The following is a 15,702-nucleotide window of genomic DNA, read 5'->3' as shown; positions in this document are numbered from 1 at the left end:
CGGTTCTCCGGGTTGCGTGTCTGCTTACTTGCCGGTGGACCGCACGAACTGGTGGATCACGGTGCCGAAGTCGTCCACCTGTTCGAGGTTCAGCACGCTGTCGACGACTCGGTCGACGGTCGCGGCCGGAAGCAGGCCATCGACGAAGGTGCGGAACTTACCGACCAGTTCGTCAGTCGTCATGTAGGTCGACGGATCCGCCGAAGGCGTTCCCTTCGGGAACATCTTCTCGCCGGCGAAGACCTGGCCGCGCGCGCGCACCTCGACCCGCGACGGGCGGCTGGAGATGTCGGCCGAGATCGACTGGAAATATGTCGGGTGGGTTTCGAGCGAGACCCGGTTCATCAGCGCCATCACGGATGGGTCGAACACGACGGCCGGATCCTGCCAGCGAGGGCCGGGCGGAATGCGGTGCGCCGCGATCGCCAGCCCGTGCGAGAAACAGAACTGCGCATCGTGCACCTCGAGAATTTCGCGGTTGGTGAAGCAGGGCAGCACATAGGCCCAGCCTTCGCCGTACGACGTGATGCTGTCGATTTCATCGGGCTTCAGGTCGTGCTGGGTGACGATGTCGATCAACAGGTCGAGCGGCGCGTGCATCACGCGACAGTGCGGGTAGGGTTTGAACATCTGGAAGGCGGGGAAGCGCCACGCGTTGCCGAGGTCGGCGGTGATCAGCTCGGGCGTCCAGCGGTCGGTGCCGATGAAGCTCGCGTAGCCGTTGACTTCGTCGTCCAGGATCCGCAGATCGCCACGGTGCCCGAGCTCGCCCATGTCGGCAGCTGTGAGCGCGATATTGGTCAGACCGCCGGCTAGCTGGTACTTGATGGTCGCAGTGGGCGCGTGCGTAAACCACGCGCGCTGCGCATTCACGGGCGCTGATGCGGCGGCGAGGCCAAGCGCGTTGGCGAGTTGCGTTGCGGACAGGTGCTTGAGCTTGCCCGCGGACGCGGTCGCGCCGAACACGGTGCTGCTGTAGCCGACGACAGACGCGGAGTTGGCGGACTTGCCGTCCTTGGTGTCGCGGTAGCCGGCCATCGCGGCGCCGAAGCGGTACGAAATCTCGTGCGACACCGCCACCGCGGCGATCAGGTCCTTGCCGGAGCGTTGGTGCACCTCGGCCGTCGCGAAGGCGCCAGGTAGCACATACGGGCTCACGTGGCCCGGCAGCAGCACCGAGTCCGCATCGAGCGCGTTCAGCAATTCGCTGTTCGCGAACGCGGCGCCATAGACGGTGGTGCGCTCGCCGGTGCCGATGATGGTCGCATCGCCTGCGGTGCCGCCGATGCGGCGGCCCATTTCGACACCGATGCGCCCGCGCGGATGATCGATACCCGCCAGCGCGACGCCAAGCGAATCGAGGATGTCGCGCTTGCATTCCTGCACGACGATGTCCGGCAGCTGCGCCGTGTCGACGCCGGCCGCGAAATCGGCCAGCTGCTGGACGATGGTGGGGGAAGTCATGTGTCTCGCTCCTCGTTCGAATGCTGTTTAAGTCTGGATAAATGCCGTCAGCGTTGGCTCGCGCGCCGTCGCGCGCAATGCCTGCGATCGAAACGTTCCGTTCTTCGAAAGCACCGCATTGCCACATGCACGCGCGAGCTGCGGCATGCGGGGATACCCTGATGGGAAATCGCCGCACGCAAAATAGAATAACAACTGTTAGTTAGTTTGCGTGAGACCTCAATGGTCTACTGCGCTTCTCCCTTTGCGCCGCGAACCGACGCAGGTTCACTTCGCCGACGGGCGCGATTCACGCCGCCCGCTGCTCTCCCACTTCCCGGACTACGCATGAAATACGAAGACTTCCAGTTCCTCCTGTTCGATCGCCAGCCGGACGGCGTCCTGCTCGTCACGCTCAATCGTCCGGAGGTCATGAACGCGACGAACAACCGGATGCACTGGGAATTGACCAAGGTCTGGGGCGTCGTCGGCGAGGACCCGAGCGTCAAGGTGGTCGTCGTGACCGGCGCCGGAGATCGCGCGTTCTCGGCCGGCGGCGATCTCGCCGTCGTCGAGGAAATGGCGGCTAGCCAGGAGGCCACGCTGCGTGTGATGAAGGAGGCATCCGACATCGTCTACAACATGCTCGCGTGCGACAAGCCGATCGTCTCCGCGATCAACGGCACGGCGGTGGGCGCAGGCCTCGTCGTTGCGCTGCTGGCCGACGTGAGCGTGATGGCCGAAGATGCGAAGCTGACCGACGGGCATGCGCGCCTCGGCGTGTCGGCGGGCGATCACGCGGCGATCGTGTGGCCGTTGCTGTGCGGGATGGCCAAGGCCAAGTACTACCTGATGACCGCGGATTTCGTCGACGGCAGGGAAGCGGAGCGGATCGGTCTGGTCAGCTTCTGCACGCCGCGCGCCGACGTGCTGTCGCGCTCGCTCGCAATTGCCGCGAGCCTCGCGCGCGGCAGTCAGACCGCGATCCGGGCGACCAAGAAATCGCTGAACAACTGGATGCGGCTGGCGGGTCCCATCTTCGACAACTCGCTCGCGATGGAGATGCTGTGTTTCCTCGGCGCGGACGTCAGCGAAGGCGTCGCCGCTTTGCGCGGAAAACGCCAGCCCGAATTTCCGTCGGCGCGACTGCCGCAATCGTAACCGGCCGAATGGACGGGCTCCGGCCCGGCCACGTCGCTCAATCTAACTAACGAAAGGTAAAAGTGCGGCAGCTCACCCCGCTTCTCGGCGGCATGACGTATACGGGGCCGCACGCTGTTCCTGCGCATGACGCCCACCGATTTCAATTCGGACGCGCGTCGAGCGAACCCGCTGACGTCGGTGCTGTCGACGCGCGTTGACGTCTCGCTGGTCCGACACACGCTGCGATATCAACTGGAGGTTTCATGACGACTGTAACTGACGCTGCACAGGCCGCGCGGGCGAAAGCGCTCGCGTGGATCGGGCAAGGCACGAAGCGCTTGCTGATCGGCGGGCAATGGGTCGACGCCGTATCGGGCAAGACGTTCGAGACGATCAACCCGGCGACTGAGCAGCCGCTTTGCCATGTCGCGGAGGCCGACAGCGCCGACGTCGACGCCGCGGTGATCGCCGCGCGAAACGCGTTCGACGCGCCATCTTGGTCGGCGTTGTCGCCGCATGCGCGCACGCGCGCGCTGCTGAAGATCGCCGACGTGATCGAGGATCATGTCGACGAGCTGGCGGCGATCGAATCGATCGACAACGGCATGCCGCTGTGGTTCGCACAAGCCGCAGCGACCGCCACCGTGGATATCGTCCGCTACTACGCGGGCTGGTGCTCCAAGGTGCTGGGCACCACGATCCCGTCGGACGGCAGCACGCTGATCTACACGCTGCGCGAGCCGCTCGGCGTGTGCGGCCAGATCATCCCGTGGAACGTGCCGATCCTGATGGCCGCGATCAAGTTCGCGAACGCGTTGTGCTGCGGCAATACGGTGATCCTGAAGCCGGCCGAGCTGGCCTGCCTGACCTCGATACGGCTCGCGGAGCTGATCCAGGAAACGGACCTGCCGCCCGGCGTCATCAACGTTCTGCCCGGGTTCGGCGCAACGGCCGGTGCGGCGCTCGCGCAGCACCCGGGCGTCGACAAGATCGCTTTCACGGGCTCGACGGCGGTCGGCAAGCAGATTACGCGCGACGCGACGCTGAACCTGAAGAAGGTGACGCTGGAACTCGGAGGGAAGGCGCCCAACGTAGTGTTCGCCGACGCCGACATCGAAAAGGCCGTGCAGGCCGCTGTCAAGACGTTCTGCGGCAACTCGGGCCAGGTGTGCTCGGCCGGCACGCGCCTGTTCGTGCAGGAAAGCATCCATGAGCAGGTAGCGGAGCGCGTCGCGCAGGTGGCGGCCGGATGGAAGGCCGGCGACCCGTTCGCGGCCGACACGAAAATCGGTCCGTTGATTTCGGCGACCCAGCGCGAGCGCGTCCGCTCGTACATCGGCGTGGGCCGAGAAGGCGGTGCGACATTGAGGCTCGGCGGCCAGCCGTGGAGCGGCGCCGGCTATTTCGTCGAGCCAACGATCTTCGACAACGTGCGCAACGGCATGCGGATCGCGCAGGAAGAGATCTTCGGGCCGGTGCTGTCGATCATCCCGTTCCGCGACGAGGACGATGCGGTGCTGCAGGCTAACGACACCACCTACGGGCTGTCCGCCGCGGTCTGGACTCGCGATGTCGCGCGGGCGCACAAGGTGGTGCGCGCGCTCAAGGCGGGACGCCTGTGGATCAACACGTTCGGTGAGTCCGACCCGGCGATGGCATTCGGCGGATATAAGCAATCAGGTTGGGGGCGTGAATTCGGCCAGGAATCGATCGACGCCTATACGCAGACCAAGTCGATCATGCTCCGCATGTGAATTTCGTGATCCTGAACACTATCCAGCAGACATCCATCAACATGAATATTCCGAAATTCGTGACGGGAAACAAGCAGCTGCTGATCGGCGGGCAATGGGTCGAGCCGGCTGGCGGCGAGCGAATCGAGGCGATCAACCCCGCTACCGGCGAGGTGCTGTGCCATATCGCGCAGGGCAGCGCGCAGGACGTGGATCGCGCGGTGGCTGCAGCGCGCCGAGCGTTCGAAGGGCCGTGGAACCGCTTCACGCCGCACGAGCGGCGCAAGCTGCTGCTGCGCGTGCACGACGCGATCCTCGATCACTTCGACGAGCTCGCGCTGATCGAGACGCTCGACATGGGGGCGCCGCTCGCGCGCACGCGCGGCTACAAGGAATGGCTGTCGCAGCTGCTGCAGTTCTACGCGTCGCAGACCGGCGCCGGCGCGGTGGTGGAAACGCCGCCGATGTCGATTGCGCCGGGCTTCACCGCGCTCAAGCAGTTGGTGCCGGTGGGTGTGGTCGGCGGCATCATTCCGTGGAACGGCCCGCTGATGGGGATGTGGTGGATCTACGGCCCCGCGCTGGCCACCGGCTGCACAGCCGTGCTGAAGCCGGCCGAGGATGCGTCGTTGTCGTCGCTGCGCGTGTCGGAACTGATGATGGAGGCAGGCGTACCCGACGGCGTGATCAACGTCGTGACCGGCTATGGCAAGGACGTCGGCCAGGCGCTCGCCGAGCACCCGGACGTCGATCGCGTGGCATTCACTGGGTCGGTCGGCACCGCGCAGGCGATTGTGCGCGCGTCGGCCGGCAACCTGAAGCGGCTGCAGCTCGAACTCGGCGGCAAGTCGCCCGATATCGTGTTCGCCGATGCCGATCTCGACAAGGCCGTTCCCGGTGCGGCGATGGGCGTGTTCACCAATACCGGCCAGGTGTGCGTGGCCGGCACGCGGATCTTCGTGCAGCGCGCGATCCACGACGAATTCGTGCAACGCATGGCCGCGTTCGCCGGCGCCATCCGGATCGGCGACGGCCGCGATCCAGACACGCAGATCGGGCCGCTGATTTCGCGGCGCCAGCTCGAACGCGTGATGCATTACGTGGACATCGGCGGCAAGGAGGCCCGGCTCGTGCACGGCGGCGGGCGTCCGGACTGCGCTCCGGCCGGCGGCTTCTTCGTCGAGCCTACGGTGTTCGCCGACGTGCGCAATGACATGACGATCGCGCGCGAGGAAATCTTCGGGCCCGTTGCGTCGGTGATTCCGTTCGACACGATGGAGGACGCGCTGCGGCTCGCGAACGACACGCCGTACGGCCTCGCCGGCGGCGTGTGGACCAGCAGCCTGTCGACCGCACACCGCGTCTCGCAGGGGATTCGCTCGGGCACCGTGTGGGTCAACTGCTACGGCGTGATCGATCCGGCGGTGGGCTTCGGCGGCACGAAGATGAGCGGCTACGGTTGGAAGGGGGGGAAGGAGCACGTCGAGAGCTTCCTCTACCCGAAGGCCACCTATATCAATCTGCTCTGAACTGGCCCGGCGCCGCATCGCAACCGCATTCCCCCGCAGGCAGGAGACATAAGGCATGAAAGGCGTAGTTTTCAGAGGCGAACGCAGGCTGGAGATTCTCGATTTCGACGATCCCACGCCCGGCCCCGGCGATGCTGTCATCGAGATGAAGGCATCGGGCATGTGCGGCAGCGACCTGCATTTCTATCGCAACAAGCCTGCCGACGTGATCCGTTCGCTGGGCTTCAAGGATCTCACCTCGCGCGGCATGTCGGAGGACACGCCGATCATCGGCGGTCACGAGCCGTGCGGGCGGATCGTTGCGGTCGGTTCGGCCGTCGATCCGCGCGCATTCAAGGTCGGCGATCGCGTCGCGGTGTTCCATTACGAAGGGTGCATGCATTGCGACCACTGCCGGACCGGCTGGACGCAGATGTGTAGCCACGGCGCGGACATCCACGGCGTGATCAAGCATGGCGGCCACGCGCACTACATGAAGGTGCCTGCGACTTCGCTGGTTCATCTGCCCGACGAAGTGTCGTTCGCCACCGGCGCAGCGATTTCCTGTGGCACCGGCACCGCGTGGGGCGCGCTGCTGCGCCTCGGCATCAGCGCGCGCGACACGCTAGCAGTGTTCGGACTGGGCCCGGTCGGCCTGTCGGCCGTGCAGCTGGCCGCGGCGATGGGCGTCGAGGTGATCGGCGTCGACATCGCGGCCGATCGCGTCGCGCGCGCGAAGGACTTCGGCGCGACCCACGTGGTCGACGGCAGCCTGCAGGACCCGATCGAGGAAATCCACAAGCTTACCGGCGGTCTCGGCGTGACCTGCGCGATGGATTGCGCGGGCGGCGACGTGCCCAAGCAACAGGCGGTGCGCAGCACGCGTCCGTGGGGGCGTATCGCGCTGGTGGCCGTGGGCGGCAACCTCAACGTCGACGGGATGAAGGACGTGATCGGCAAGCAGCGCACCATCCTCGGCTCCTATACGTTCTCGGAAGTCGGGATGAAGGACTGCATCCACTTCGTCGCCGATCACGGCGTGGACGTCGACAAGCTGTTCACCGACCGCTGGCAGCTCGTGCAGGCCGACGAGGCTTACCGATTGTTCGACGGGCAGGCGGGCGGCAAGGGCGTGTTCGTTTTCTGACCGCGCCGCCGCGAGACAAGGAGACAGAGGTATGGCGAGATTCGCCCGGCAGGGGATCGAGGATCCGATGGTCACACTGAGCCAGATGGCACTACAGACGCAGTACGCTGACCTGTCGGCCGGATTTGCCGGGCCGGAACTGCCCCGCATGACCTGTCGTGGCCGGCTTGCGAGCCGTGCCATTCACCATTCGATCATTCAGGAGACTTTCATGACCGTGACCCGCGAGACCCGGCCCGTTGCGCCGGACAACTGCCCGCCGCTCGAACAAGCGGTAGTGCGTTTCATCCAGGGGCTGAAATACGAGCACCTCGACGCACGCGCGCTGGCCGGCGTCAACCGCTTGATGCGCGACCAGATCGCGCTGCAGGTTGGCATTTCGAAACTGCCGTGGTCCGAGCAACTGCTCGCCTATGCGAGGGCCGGGCAGCGCCCGGGCCGAAGCCGCGTGAGCGCGTCGGCGCTGACCATGAGCGCGGCCGATGCCGCGTTTGTCAACGGTTCGTATGGGCACGGCTTCGAATACGATGACGCGCACGGCCCCAGCTACAGCCACCCCGGCAGCTGCGTCATTCCGGCCGCACTCGCGATCGGTGAGGAACTCGGCGCGTCGCTGGAGGAGGTCATTGTCGCGATGGTTGCCGGCTACGAAGTCTATGCGCGCATCGGCCTGCTCGCCGCCCCCGAACTGCTGCAGCGCGGTTATCACCCGCACGCCACGCTGTCCAATTTCGGCGCGGCGGCCGTGGCGGCCAAGCTGCGCGGCTTCGACGCCGAGACGACGCTGCACGCGCTGGCAATCGCGCTGAGTCACGTGTCGGGCACGACGGAATACACGTCGACCGGCGGCTCCATCAAACGCATTCATGCGGGCATCGGCACGCGCAACGGGATGGCGGCGGCCGACATGGCACAAGCGGGCATCTCCGGCCCCCGCGCGTTCCTGAGCGGCAACAAGGGCTTCTTTCGCACCTTCCTGCAACGCTCGGCTGGCGAAAACGCCGAGCGGCGCTTCGACGTGGACCGGCCGTTCGAGATCGGCACCGTGTGGCTCAAGGCGTATTGTGCGTGCTACTGCACGCACGCGTACATCGACGCGCTGCGGCCATTCGCGACGCGCCGAGACGAGATCGCAGACATCCATCTGAAAATCACGCCGCACTTCAACGTCGTCGTCGGCACGGCCAACGTCAACGCGTACATGCCGAAGAACATCGAGCACGTGCAGTTCAGCTTGCCGATCCAGGCGGCGTTCACGCTGCTCGGCAAGGGCAACGGCTATCCGGTCCACCGCGACTACCTGGCCGGCAAGGTCGACATGGCGCCCGTGATCGACATCGCGCGCAGCATCCGCATCAGCGAGGCGCCCGAGCTGGAGAAGCAGCATCCCGGCAAGTTTGTCGCTGACGTGACCGTCACGTTCAAGGACGGGCGCACCGAGCACGTGTTCGTCGGCGACCCGATCGGCACCGACACGAATCCGATGTCGGAACCCGAGCAGGATGCGAAGTTCATGGACCTGACCACCGACGTGCTGGGCGCCGAACGGGCGCGCGCACTGCTCGTCGCGCTGCGTGAGCTGAACCCAGCGACGAAGGCGGCGGAGCTGACTGCGATGTGGGCGGTCGAGGGCTGAGCGGAGCGGCTGTCCAGGGCGGCGTGTGCGTTCCGGGCACGCCTGTGGTTCAAGACCATGCAAGACAAAAGGGCGGCGCCGGAATACCGGCGGTCGCCCGTTTTTTGCATCGGCCTGCGGATTCCGGGCCGTCGCCTGCGAACTGCTAGGCCGGTCGCGCCGATTTCCGCGCGCTCGCTACGATCGCCTCGGCCGCGCGGATCACCGGCAGATCGACCATGCGGCCGTCGAGACTGAAGGCCGCGCCGCCATGATTCGCGGCTGCGTCGATCACGCGGCGTGCCCACGCGTGCTCTTCGTCCGAATAGCCCATCGCATCGTTCACGCCGGCGACCTGGGCCGGGTGGATGCACAGCTTGCCGCCGAAACCGAACGCGCGCGCACGCCGCGCATCGGCCGTCAGGCGCTCGGCATCGTCGGTGCGCGTGGTCACGCCGTCGATCGGCGCGGGCAACTGCGCGCGACGCGACGCGGCCACGATCGCATTGCGCGCAAAGGCCAGCTCCGGCTCGTCGGGCGTCGCGCGCATGCCGAGGTCGAGCTGGAAATCCAGATGCCCGAACGCGACACGCACGACCTGCGGGTCGCGTGCCAGCGCATCGGCCGCATCGAGCCCGGCCAGCGATTCGATCAGCGCGACGAGTTGCGCATGCTCGCCGAGTTGCTCCGCAACCTTGCGCAGCGCGCCCGCATCCTCGGACTTCGGCAGCATCACCACCACGCGTTGCGTGGCCCAGTCGCGCAGCAGCGCGATGTCCGCATCGTGCCACGGCGTGCCGACCGCGTTCACGCGCACGACGGTGCGCGTACGCTGCTCGGCCGTCAGCAACGGCAGGTGCTGCGCAAGCCGTGCGCGTGCGTCGTCCTTGCTGTCGGGGCTGACGGCGTCCTCGAGGTCGACGATGATGCAGTCGGCGCCCGAATCGAGCGCCTTCGCAAAGCGCTCGGGGCGGGTGGCCGGCACGAACAGCAGACTGCGCGCGTGATGGACGGGGGAGAGGGGCTTGGACATGGCTCAGATCACGCCGGCGGCGCGCAGTTGTTCGATATCGGCGTCGGTGCGTCCGAGTTCGTGCAGGATAGACGCGCTGTGTTCGCCCAGCGCGGGCACCGCATCCATGCGCGCGTCGAAGCTGTCGATCGTGGCGGGCGGCAACAGCGCCTGCAGCTCGCCGGCCGGCGAGTCGATCGTGCGAAAGCGCTGGCGCGCGTGCAGTTGCGGATGCGTCCACAGATCGCCGATCTGGTTCACGGCGGCGTTCGCGATCTGCGCTTCGTCGAGCCGCGCGATCACGTCCTGCGCGGTGAGTGCGGAAAACGCCTGTTCAATCACGGTCTTCAGTTCCGCACGGTGTTCCGAGCGGTGCACGTTGGCGTCGAAGCGCGGATCGGTCGCAAGCGCCGGGTTGCGCAGCACGACGTCGCAGAACGTCTTCCATTCGCGCTCGTTCTGCAGGCCGAGCATCACGACGCGGCCGTCGCCGGCCTTGAACGGGCCATACGGATAGATGGTCGCATGCGCGGCGCCGTTGCGGCCCGGCTGCTGCTGGCCGTCGTACGCGTAGTACATCGGGAAGCCCATCCACTCGGCCAGCGCCTCGAGCATCGAAATTTCCACGTGCGAGCCGATGCCCGTGACGCCGCGCTGCAGGAGCGCGCTGAGGATACCCGTGTACGCATACATGCCCGCCGCGATGTCGGCGATCGAGTTGCCGGCCTTGCAGGGCTCGTCGGCCGTGCCCGTGATCGACAGGAATGCCGCCTCGCTCTGGATCAGCAGGTCGTACGCTTTCTTGTCGCGGTAGGGGCCATCGGCGCCATAGCCCGAGATGTCGCAGACGATCAGCCGCGGGTGCTTCGCGTGCAGCGCATCGAACGACAAGCCCATGCGCGCGGCCGCGCCAGGCGCGAGGTTCTGCACCAGCACGTCGGCCTGGGCGATGAGCTCGCCGAGCACGTCCTGCGCATCCGGGTGCTTCAGGTCCAGCGTGAGGCTTTCCTTCGAGCGGTTGGTCCAGACGAAATGCGACGCCAGTCCGCGCGTACGGTGATCGTAGGCGCGCGCGAAATCGCCGACGCCGGGGCGCTCCACCTTGATGACGCGCGCGCCGAGGTCGGCGAGCTGGCGGGTGCAGAAGGGCGCGGCGATCGCGTGTTCGAGCGTGACGACGGTCATCCCGCTCAGGGGGCCTTTTCGAGCTTGCATGGTCGTAGTGCTATTCCAGTTCGGCGCTGGCCTGCATGGCCAGCTGTCCTTGCGGGCCGCGCGCCCACAGGCGGGCGGCATGACCTTCGAGCTTGCCGTTCACGGCGAACGGCGCAGTGTCGAACAACGGGCCGACGGCCTTGAACTCGAAGCGGTGAACGGTCTTGTCGGGGTGCGTGCGGCGCAGTTCCTCCAGCAGCAGCATCGCGATCAGCGGGCCGTGCACCACGAGGCCCGGATAACCTTCTTCCCGCATCGCGTACGGGCGGTCGTAGTGAATCCGGTGACCGTTGAAGGTCAGTGCGGAAAAACGCATCAGCAGCACCGGGTCGGGCTTGACGATGCGCGAATATTGCTCGTCGGCCGGCGCGGGCAGTGGAGCCGGTGCCGGTGCGCCGGCCGACGTGGGCGGTGGTGCGTCGCGGTATACGATGTCCTGTTCTTCGCGGATCGCTACGCCTTGTGCGTCGCTGATTTCGTGCAGTACGGTCACGAAAACGAGCTGGCCGCTGCGGCCTGACTTGCTTTGCACGTTCGTGATCGTCGATCGGCGCCGCACGGGCGCATCGACGGTCAGCGGGCGCAGGAACTGCAGCCGTCCGCCGGCCCACATGCGGCGCGGCAGCGCAACCGGCGGCAGGAAACCGCCGCGCCGCGGATGACCATCGACGCCGATATTCGACTGGCGCTCGCCGGGCAGGAAGTACAGCCAGTGCCACAGCGGCGGCAGGGCGGCCGGCAGTTCGGACGCATCCGCGTAATCCAGCGTGGCTCGCAGGAGGTGGATCGGCGCGTGGGTGAGCCGGTCTGCGCTTTCTTCGCTGCGGCCGATCCAGGCGTCGAATGATTCGGGTTGCTCGACACTCATGTCGTTTCGCGCTCTCGAAATGTGAAGCGTTGTGAAGGCTGCAAGCGTCCGCGTGGCCGCTTGCAGCCATTCCCGTCAGAGTTCGTTGACCAGTTCCGGCACGAGCGCGAACAGGTCGCCGACGAGGCCGTAATCGGCCACGCTGAAGATCGGCGCTTCCGGATCCTTGTTGATCGCGACGATCACCTTCGAATCCTTCATGCCGGCCAGATGCTGGATCGCACCCGAGATACCGACCGCGATGTACAGCTGCGGCGCGACGATCTTGCCGGTCTGGCCGACCTGGTAGTCGTTCGGCACGTAGCCGGCGTCGACTGCCGCGCGCGACGCGCCCAGCGCTGCCGACAGCTTGTCGGCCAGCGGCTCCAGCACCTTCGTGTAGTTCTCGCCGCTGCCCAGCCCGCGGCCGCCCGACACGATGATGCTCGCCGACGTCAGCTCCGGACGATCCAGCTTCGTCACCTCACGGCTCACGAACTGCGACTTGCCTGCATCTGCCGCCGCTTCGATCTTCTCGACCGACGCGCTGCCGCCTTCCGCAGCAACCGGATCGAAACCCGTCGCACGCACCGTGATGACCTTGATCGGGTCGCTCGACTGCACCGTCGCGATCGCGTTGCCCGCGTAGATCGGGCGCTCGAACGTGTCGGCCGAATCGACCGCCGTGATGTCCGAGATCTGCGCGACGTCGAGCTTCGCGGCGATACGCGGCGCGATGTTCTTGCCGTAGGCCGTGGCCGGCGCGAGGATGTGCGAGTAATCCTTCGCGATGTTCAGCGCGGTCGCTTCGACGTTTTCCGCGAGGCCCGCTTCGAGTTGCGGCGCGTCGGCCAGGAGTACCTTCGACACGCCTGCGATCTTCGCGGCTGCGTCCGCTGCCGCTTGCGCATTGTGGCCCGCGACCAGCACGTGAATGTCGCCGCCAATCTTCGCTGCCGCCGCCACCGTGTTCAGCGTCGCGGCCTTGATCGACGCGTTGTCGTGTTCTGCAATCACCAGAATCGTCATTTCTTTCCGCTCCCTCTTACAGCACCTTGGCTTCGGTCTTCAGCTTCTCGACCAGCGTCTTCACGTCCGGCACCTTCACGCCGGCCGCGCGCTTAGGCGGCTCGGCCACCTTCAGTGTCTTCAGACGCGGCGTGACGTCCACGCCCAGGTCTTCCGGCTTCACGGTTTCCAGCGGCTTCTTCTTCGCCTTCATGATGTTCGGCAGCGTCACGTAACGCGGCTCGTTCAGGCGCAGGTCGGTCGTGATGACTGCCGGCAGTTGAAGCGACAGCGTTTCCGCGCCGCCGTCGACTTCACGCGCAACCGTGGCGCGGCCCTCGGCGATCGTGACCTTCGACGCGAACGTCGCTTGCGGCAGGCCCGCCAGCGCGGCCAGCATCTGACCCGTCTGGTTCGAATCGTCGTCGATCGCCTGCTTGCCGAGAATCACGAGTTGCGGCTGTTCCTTGTCGACCAGCGCCTTCAGGATCTTCGCGACGGCCAGCGGTTCGACGCTGTCGTTCGACTCGACGAGGATCGCGCGATCCGCGCCGATCGCCAGCGCCGTGCGCAGCGTTTCCTGCGCTTGCGTTACACCGACCGACACCGCGATCACTTCGGTCGCCACACCCGCTTCCTTCAGGCGCACGGCTTCTTCCACCGCGATTTCGTCGAACGGGTTCATCGACATCTTCACGTTCGCGATGTCGACACCGGATTGATCGGACTTCACGCCGACCTTCACGTTCGCGTCGACTACGCGCTTGACGGGTACGAGAATCTTCATGAAAAGGAATCCTTCGGGAATCAGTAGGAACGGGGCAGCTGCAGCACGTGCTCGGCCACATGCCCCAGGATCATGTTGGTGGAAATCGGCGCGACCTGGTACAGGCGCGTTTCGCGGAACTTGCGCTCCACGTCGTATTCGCAGGCGAAGCCGAAGCCACCGTGCGTCTGCAGGCACGCATTTGCCGCTTCCCAGCTTGCCTTCGCGGCCAGGTACTTGGCCATGTTGGCCTCGACCCCGGCGTTCTGGCGCGCGTCGATCTTCTCGCAGGCGCGCCAGCGCATCAGGTTCGCGGCCTCCAGCTCGATGAACGATTCGGCGAGCGGAAACTGGATGCCCTGGTTCTGCCCGATCGGGCGGCCGAACACCTTGCGCTCGACCGCATAGTCGCGCGCTTTCTCCAGAAACCAGTAGCCGTCGCCGATGCACTCGGCCGCGATCAGCGTGCGCTCGGCGTTCAGGCCGTCGAAGATCACCTTCAGCCCCTTGCCTTCGGTGCCGAGCAGTGCGTCTTCAGGCAGCTCCAGGTTGTCGAAGAACAGCTCGTTCGTTTCGTGATTGACCATATTCAGGATCGGCCGCACCGTGAGGCCGTTGCCGATCGCCTTGTCCAGCTCGACGATGAAGCACGACAGCCCGTCGCTCTTCTTCTGCACCTGATCGAGCGGCGTGGTGCGCGCGAGCAGGATCAGCAGGTCACTGTGCTGCACGCGCGAGATCCACACCTTCTGGCCGTTGATGACCCAGCGGCCCTCCTTCTTCACGGCCGTGGTCTTGAGCTTGGTGGTGTCGCTGCCGGTGGTGGGCTCGGTCACGCCCATCGACTGCACACGCAGCTCGCCCGCCGCGATGCGCGGCAGGTAGCGCTGCTTCTGCGCTTCGGTGCCGCTGAACACGATCGTGTTCATCACGTACATCTGGCCGTGACACGCGCCCGAATTGCCGCCGGAGCGGTTGATCTCTTCCATGATTACCGACGCCTCGGCCATCGACAGGCCCGGGCCGCCGTATTCCTGCGGAATCAGCGCGGCCAGCCAGCCGGCTTGCGTGAGGGCCGTGACGAACGCTTCGGGGTAGCCGCGCGCCTCGTCGATCTTGCGGTGGTATTCGGCCGGAAACTGGCTGCACAGGCCGCGTACCGCGTCGCGGATTTCCTGGTACTGGTCGGGGGCGGAAAAAACGGAGGCGCTCATGAATTGTGTCTCGTCATTGGCATGGGTTGAGTCCATAATAAGTTTTGATGGATTTCTTAAACAATAGAATTTTTTGATTGCCGAATCAGTTTTCGGCATCGAGGTGTCCGCGATGGATCTCAAGCAACTGCGCGCGTTCGTCACCGTGGCCGAAACGGGCAACGTCACCCGTGCGTCGGGCCTGTTGAATCTCGTGCAGCCGGCCGTGTCGCGCCAGCTGCGCCTGCTCGAAGAGGACATGGGGACGGAGCTGTTCGACCGCAGCCGCCACGGGATGCAGCTCACGCCGTCGGGCAGGACGATGCTCGAATACGCACGCCGCATCCTCAACGAAGTGGCGCGGGCCAAGGCAGAGATCCAGCCGACCGACGGGCCGGTGGCGGGCATCGTCAGCATCGGGCTGCTGGCCAGCACGTCGGACCTGCTCGCCACGCGGCTGGCGGGCGAGGTGGCGCGGCGCTACCCGCACATCCGACTGCGGCTCACGATCGGCTACGCGGGGCACCTGCAGGACTGGCTCGAAGCGGGGGACGTCGATGCGGCGCTGCTGTACGGGCAGAAGGAGACGCCCGCGCTGCACGTCAAGGCGTTGATCGACGAGAGCCTGTGGGCCGTCGCGGCGCCGTCGGCCGGGCTGTCGCACAAGCGGCCGTTGCCGCTCGAACGGGTCGCGCGCGAGCCGTTCATCCTGCCTTCCGCGCCGCAGGGCCTGCGCGCTGCGATCGAGCACGCGGTGGCCGAGGCGGGCGTGACGCTGCAGGTCTTCGCCGAAACCAATGCGCTGAGCGTGCAGAAGGAACTGGTCGCACAAGGCCACGGCTGGACGATCCTGCCGGCGGTCGGCGTCACGCGGGAGGTCGAGCAGGGCATCCTGAGCGCGGCGCCGCTCGCTGCACCGGGCATCAAGCGCACGATCGTGCTGGCGGCGCCCAGCAGCCGACAGGCGACGGCGCCGGTACGCTGCGTGGTCGGCGTGCTGCTCGACTGCGTGAAAACCACGTTCGACGAGGGCCACTGGCGCGATGCGCGCTGGCTCGGGTAGTGCGGCCGC

13 protein-coding genes are annotated in these 15,702 nt (G+C 66.3%); 6 read left to right on the top strand and 7 right to left on the bottom strand.

Annotation, left to right across the window (positions count from 1 at the left end; genetic code table 11):
- Nucleotides 1-24: 24 nt before the first annotated feature.
- On the bottom strand, nt 25-1,464 hold the full coding sequence (locus WS66_RS31200) for an MmgE/PrpD family protein (RefSeq protein ID WP_059599759.1): 1,440 nt from the start codon (nt 1,462-1,464) through the stop codon (nt 25-27).
- Nucleotides 1,465-1,791: 327 nt separating this feature from the next.
- Between WS66_RS31200 and WS66_RS31195 the strand changes: the two genes are divergently transcribed.
- The 5 genes from WS66_RS31195 to WS66_RS31175 all read left to right on the top strand — a co-directional run bounded on the left by WS66_RS31195 (nt 1,792) and on the right by WS66_RS31175 (nt 8,610).
- Entirely contained in the window at nt 1,792-2,604 is an 813-nt protein-coding gene (locus WS66_RS31195; RefSeq protein ID WP_059599760.1) for an enoyl-CoA hydratase/isomerase family protein, read from the top strand.
- A 245-nt stretch (nt 2,605-2,849) separates the two neighbouring features.
- Nucleotides 2,850-4,340, top strand: a complete 1,491-nt coding sequence (locus tag WS66_RS31190; RefSeq protein WP_059599761.1) for an aldehyde dehydrogenase family protein — start codon at nt 2,850-2,852, stop codon at nt 4,338-4,340.
- A 41-nt stretch (nt 4,341-4,381) separates the two neighbouring features.
- Complete coding sequence (locus tag WS66_RS31185; protein ID WP_059599770.1) at nt 4,382-5,848, top strand: aldehyde dehydrogenase family protein; 1,467 nt, start codon at nt 4,382-4,384, stop codon at nt 5,846-5,848.
- Nucleotides 5,849-5,903: 55 nt separating this feature from the next.
- The gene (locus WS66_RS31180; RefSeq protein ID WP_059599762.1) at nt 5,904-6,974 is read left to right on the top strand and encodes a zinc-dependent alcohol dehydrogenase family protein; all 1,071 of its coding nucleotides are present in this window, start codon (nt 5,904-5,906) and stop codon (nt 6,972-6,974) included.
- A gap of 211 nt (nt 6,975-7,185) precedes the next feature.
- A complete protein-coding gene (locus tag WS66_RS31175) occupies nt 7,186-8,610 on the top strand; it encodes an MmgE/PrpD family protein (protein ID WP_059599763.1) in 1,425 nt (474 codons plus the stop codon).
- Between the two features lie 145 nt (nt 8,611-8,755).
- Here WS66_RS31175 and WS66_RS31170 read toward each other — a convergent pair whose 3' ends face one another.
- From WS66_RS31170 to WS66_RS31145, 6 genes are all read right to left on the bottom strand, one after another.
- Complete coding sequence (locus WS66_RS31170) at nt 8,756-9,622, bottom strand: HpcH/HpaI aldolase/citrate lyase family protein (RefSeq protein ID WP_059599764.1); 867 nt, start codon at nt 9,620-9,622, stop codon at nt 8,756-8,758.
- Between the two features lie 3 nt (nt 9,623-9,625).
- Complete coding sequence (locus WS66_RS31165; protein ID WP_059599765.1) at nt 9,626-10,816, bottom strand: CaiB/BaiF CoA transferase family protein; 1,191 nt, start codon at nt 10,814-10,816, stop codon at nt 9,626-9,628.
- 10 nt (nt 10,817-10,826) lie between these two features.
- On the bottom strand, nt 10,827-11,684 hold the full coding sequence (locus tag WS66_RS31160) for an FAS1-like dehydratase domain-containing protein (protein ID WP_059599766.1): 858 nt from the start codon (nt 11,682-11,684) through the stop codon (nt 10,827-10,829).
- A gap of 75 nt (nt 11,685-11,759) precedes the next feature.
- Nucleotides 11,760-12,692, bottom strand: coding sequence for an electron transfer flavoprotein subunit alpha/FixB family protein (locus WS66_RS31155; protein ID WP_059599767.1), 933 nt, complete (start codon nt 12,690-12,692; stop codon nt 11,760-11,762).
- 16 nt (nt 12,693-12,708) lie between these two features.
- On the bottom strand, nt 12,709-13,458 hold the full coding sequence (locus WS66_RS31150) for an electron transfer flavoprotein subunit beta/FixA family protein (protein WP_108064780.1): 750 nt from the start codon (nt 13,456-13,458) through the stop codon (nt 12,709-12,711).
- Nucleotides 13,459-13,478: 20 nt separating this feature from the next.
- Entirely contained in the window at nt 13,479-14,651 is a 1,173-nt protein-coding gene (locus WS66_RS31145) for an acyl-CoA dehydrogenase family protein (RefSeq protein WP_059600965.1), read from the bottom strand.
- 112 nt (nt 14,652-14,763) lie between these two features.
- Between WS66_RS31145 and WS66_RS31140 the strand changes: the two genes are divergently transcribed.
- Nucleotides 14,764-15,693 carry a LysR substrate-binding domain-containing protein gene (locus WS66_RS31140; RefSeq protein WP_059600975.1) on the top strand — a complete coding sequence of 310 codons (930 nt, stop codon included), beginning with the start codon at nt 14,764-14,766 and terminating at the stop codon, nt 15,691-15,693.
- Nucleotides 15,694-15,702 lie beyond the last annotated feature (9 nt).

This window comes from Burkholderia sp. LA-2-3-30-S1-D2 (assembly GCF_001523915.2).
GTDB lineage: Bacteria > Pseudomonadota > Gammaproteobacteria > Burkholderiales > Burkholderiaceae > Burkholderia > Burkholderia diffusa.
This window is presented reverse-complemented; position numbering and strand designations above follow the sequence as displayed.

Coding starts and splice junctions, on each gene's coding strand:
- WS66_RS31200 (WP_059599759.1), bottom strand. CDS start 1,464: ATGACTTCCCCCACCATCGTCCAGCAGCTGGCCGATTTCGCGGCCGGC.
- WS66_RS31175 (WP_059599763.1), top strand. CDS start 7,186: ATGACCGTGACCCGCGAGACCCGGCCCGTTGCGCCGGACAACTGCCCG.
- WS66_RS31185 (WP_059599770.1), top strand. CDS start 4,382: ATGAATATTCCGAAATTCGTGACGGGAAACAAGCAGCTGCTGATCGGC.
- WS66_RS31150 (WP_108064780.1), bottom strand. CDS start 13,458: ATGAAGATTCTCGTACCCGTCAAGCGCGTAGTCGACGCGAACGTGAAG.
- WS66_RS31190 (WP_059599761.1), top strand. CDS start 2,850: ATGACGACTGTAACTGACGCTGCACAGGCCGCGCGGGCGAAAGCGCTC.
- WS66_RS31140 (WP_059600975.1), top strand. CDS start 14,764: ATGGATCTCAAGCAACTGCGCGCGTTCGTCACCGTGGCCGAAACGGGC.
- WS66_RS31165 (WP_059599765.1), bottom strand. CDS start 10,816: ATGCAAGCTCGAAAAGGCCCCCTGAGCGGGATGACCGTCGTCACGCTC.
- WS66_RS31145 (WP_059600965.1), bottom strand. CDS start 14,651: ATGAGCGCCTCCGTTTTTTCCGCCCCCGACCAGTACCAGGAAATCCGC.
- WS66_RS31155 (WP_059599767.1), bottom strand. CDS start 12,692: ATGACGATTCTGGTGATTGCAGAACACGACAACGCGTCGATCAAGGCC.
- WS66_RS31180 (WP_059599762.1), top strand. CDS start 5,904: ATGAAAGGCGTAGTTTTCAGAGGCGAACGCAGGCTGGAGATTCTCGAT.
- WS66_RS31170 (WP_059599764.1), bottom strand. CDS start 9,622: ATGTCCAAGCCCCTCTCCCCCGTCCATCACGCGCGCAGTCTGCTGTTC.
- WS66_RS31195 (WP_059599760.1), top strand. CDS start 1,792: ATGAAATACGAAGACTTCCAGTTCCTCCTGTTCGATCGCCAGCCGGAC.
- WS66_RS31160 (WP_059599766.1), bottom strand. CDS start 11,684: ATGAGTGTCGAGCAACCCGAATCATTCGACGCCTGGATCGGCCGCAGC.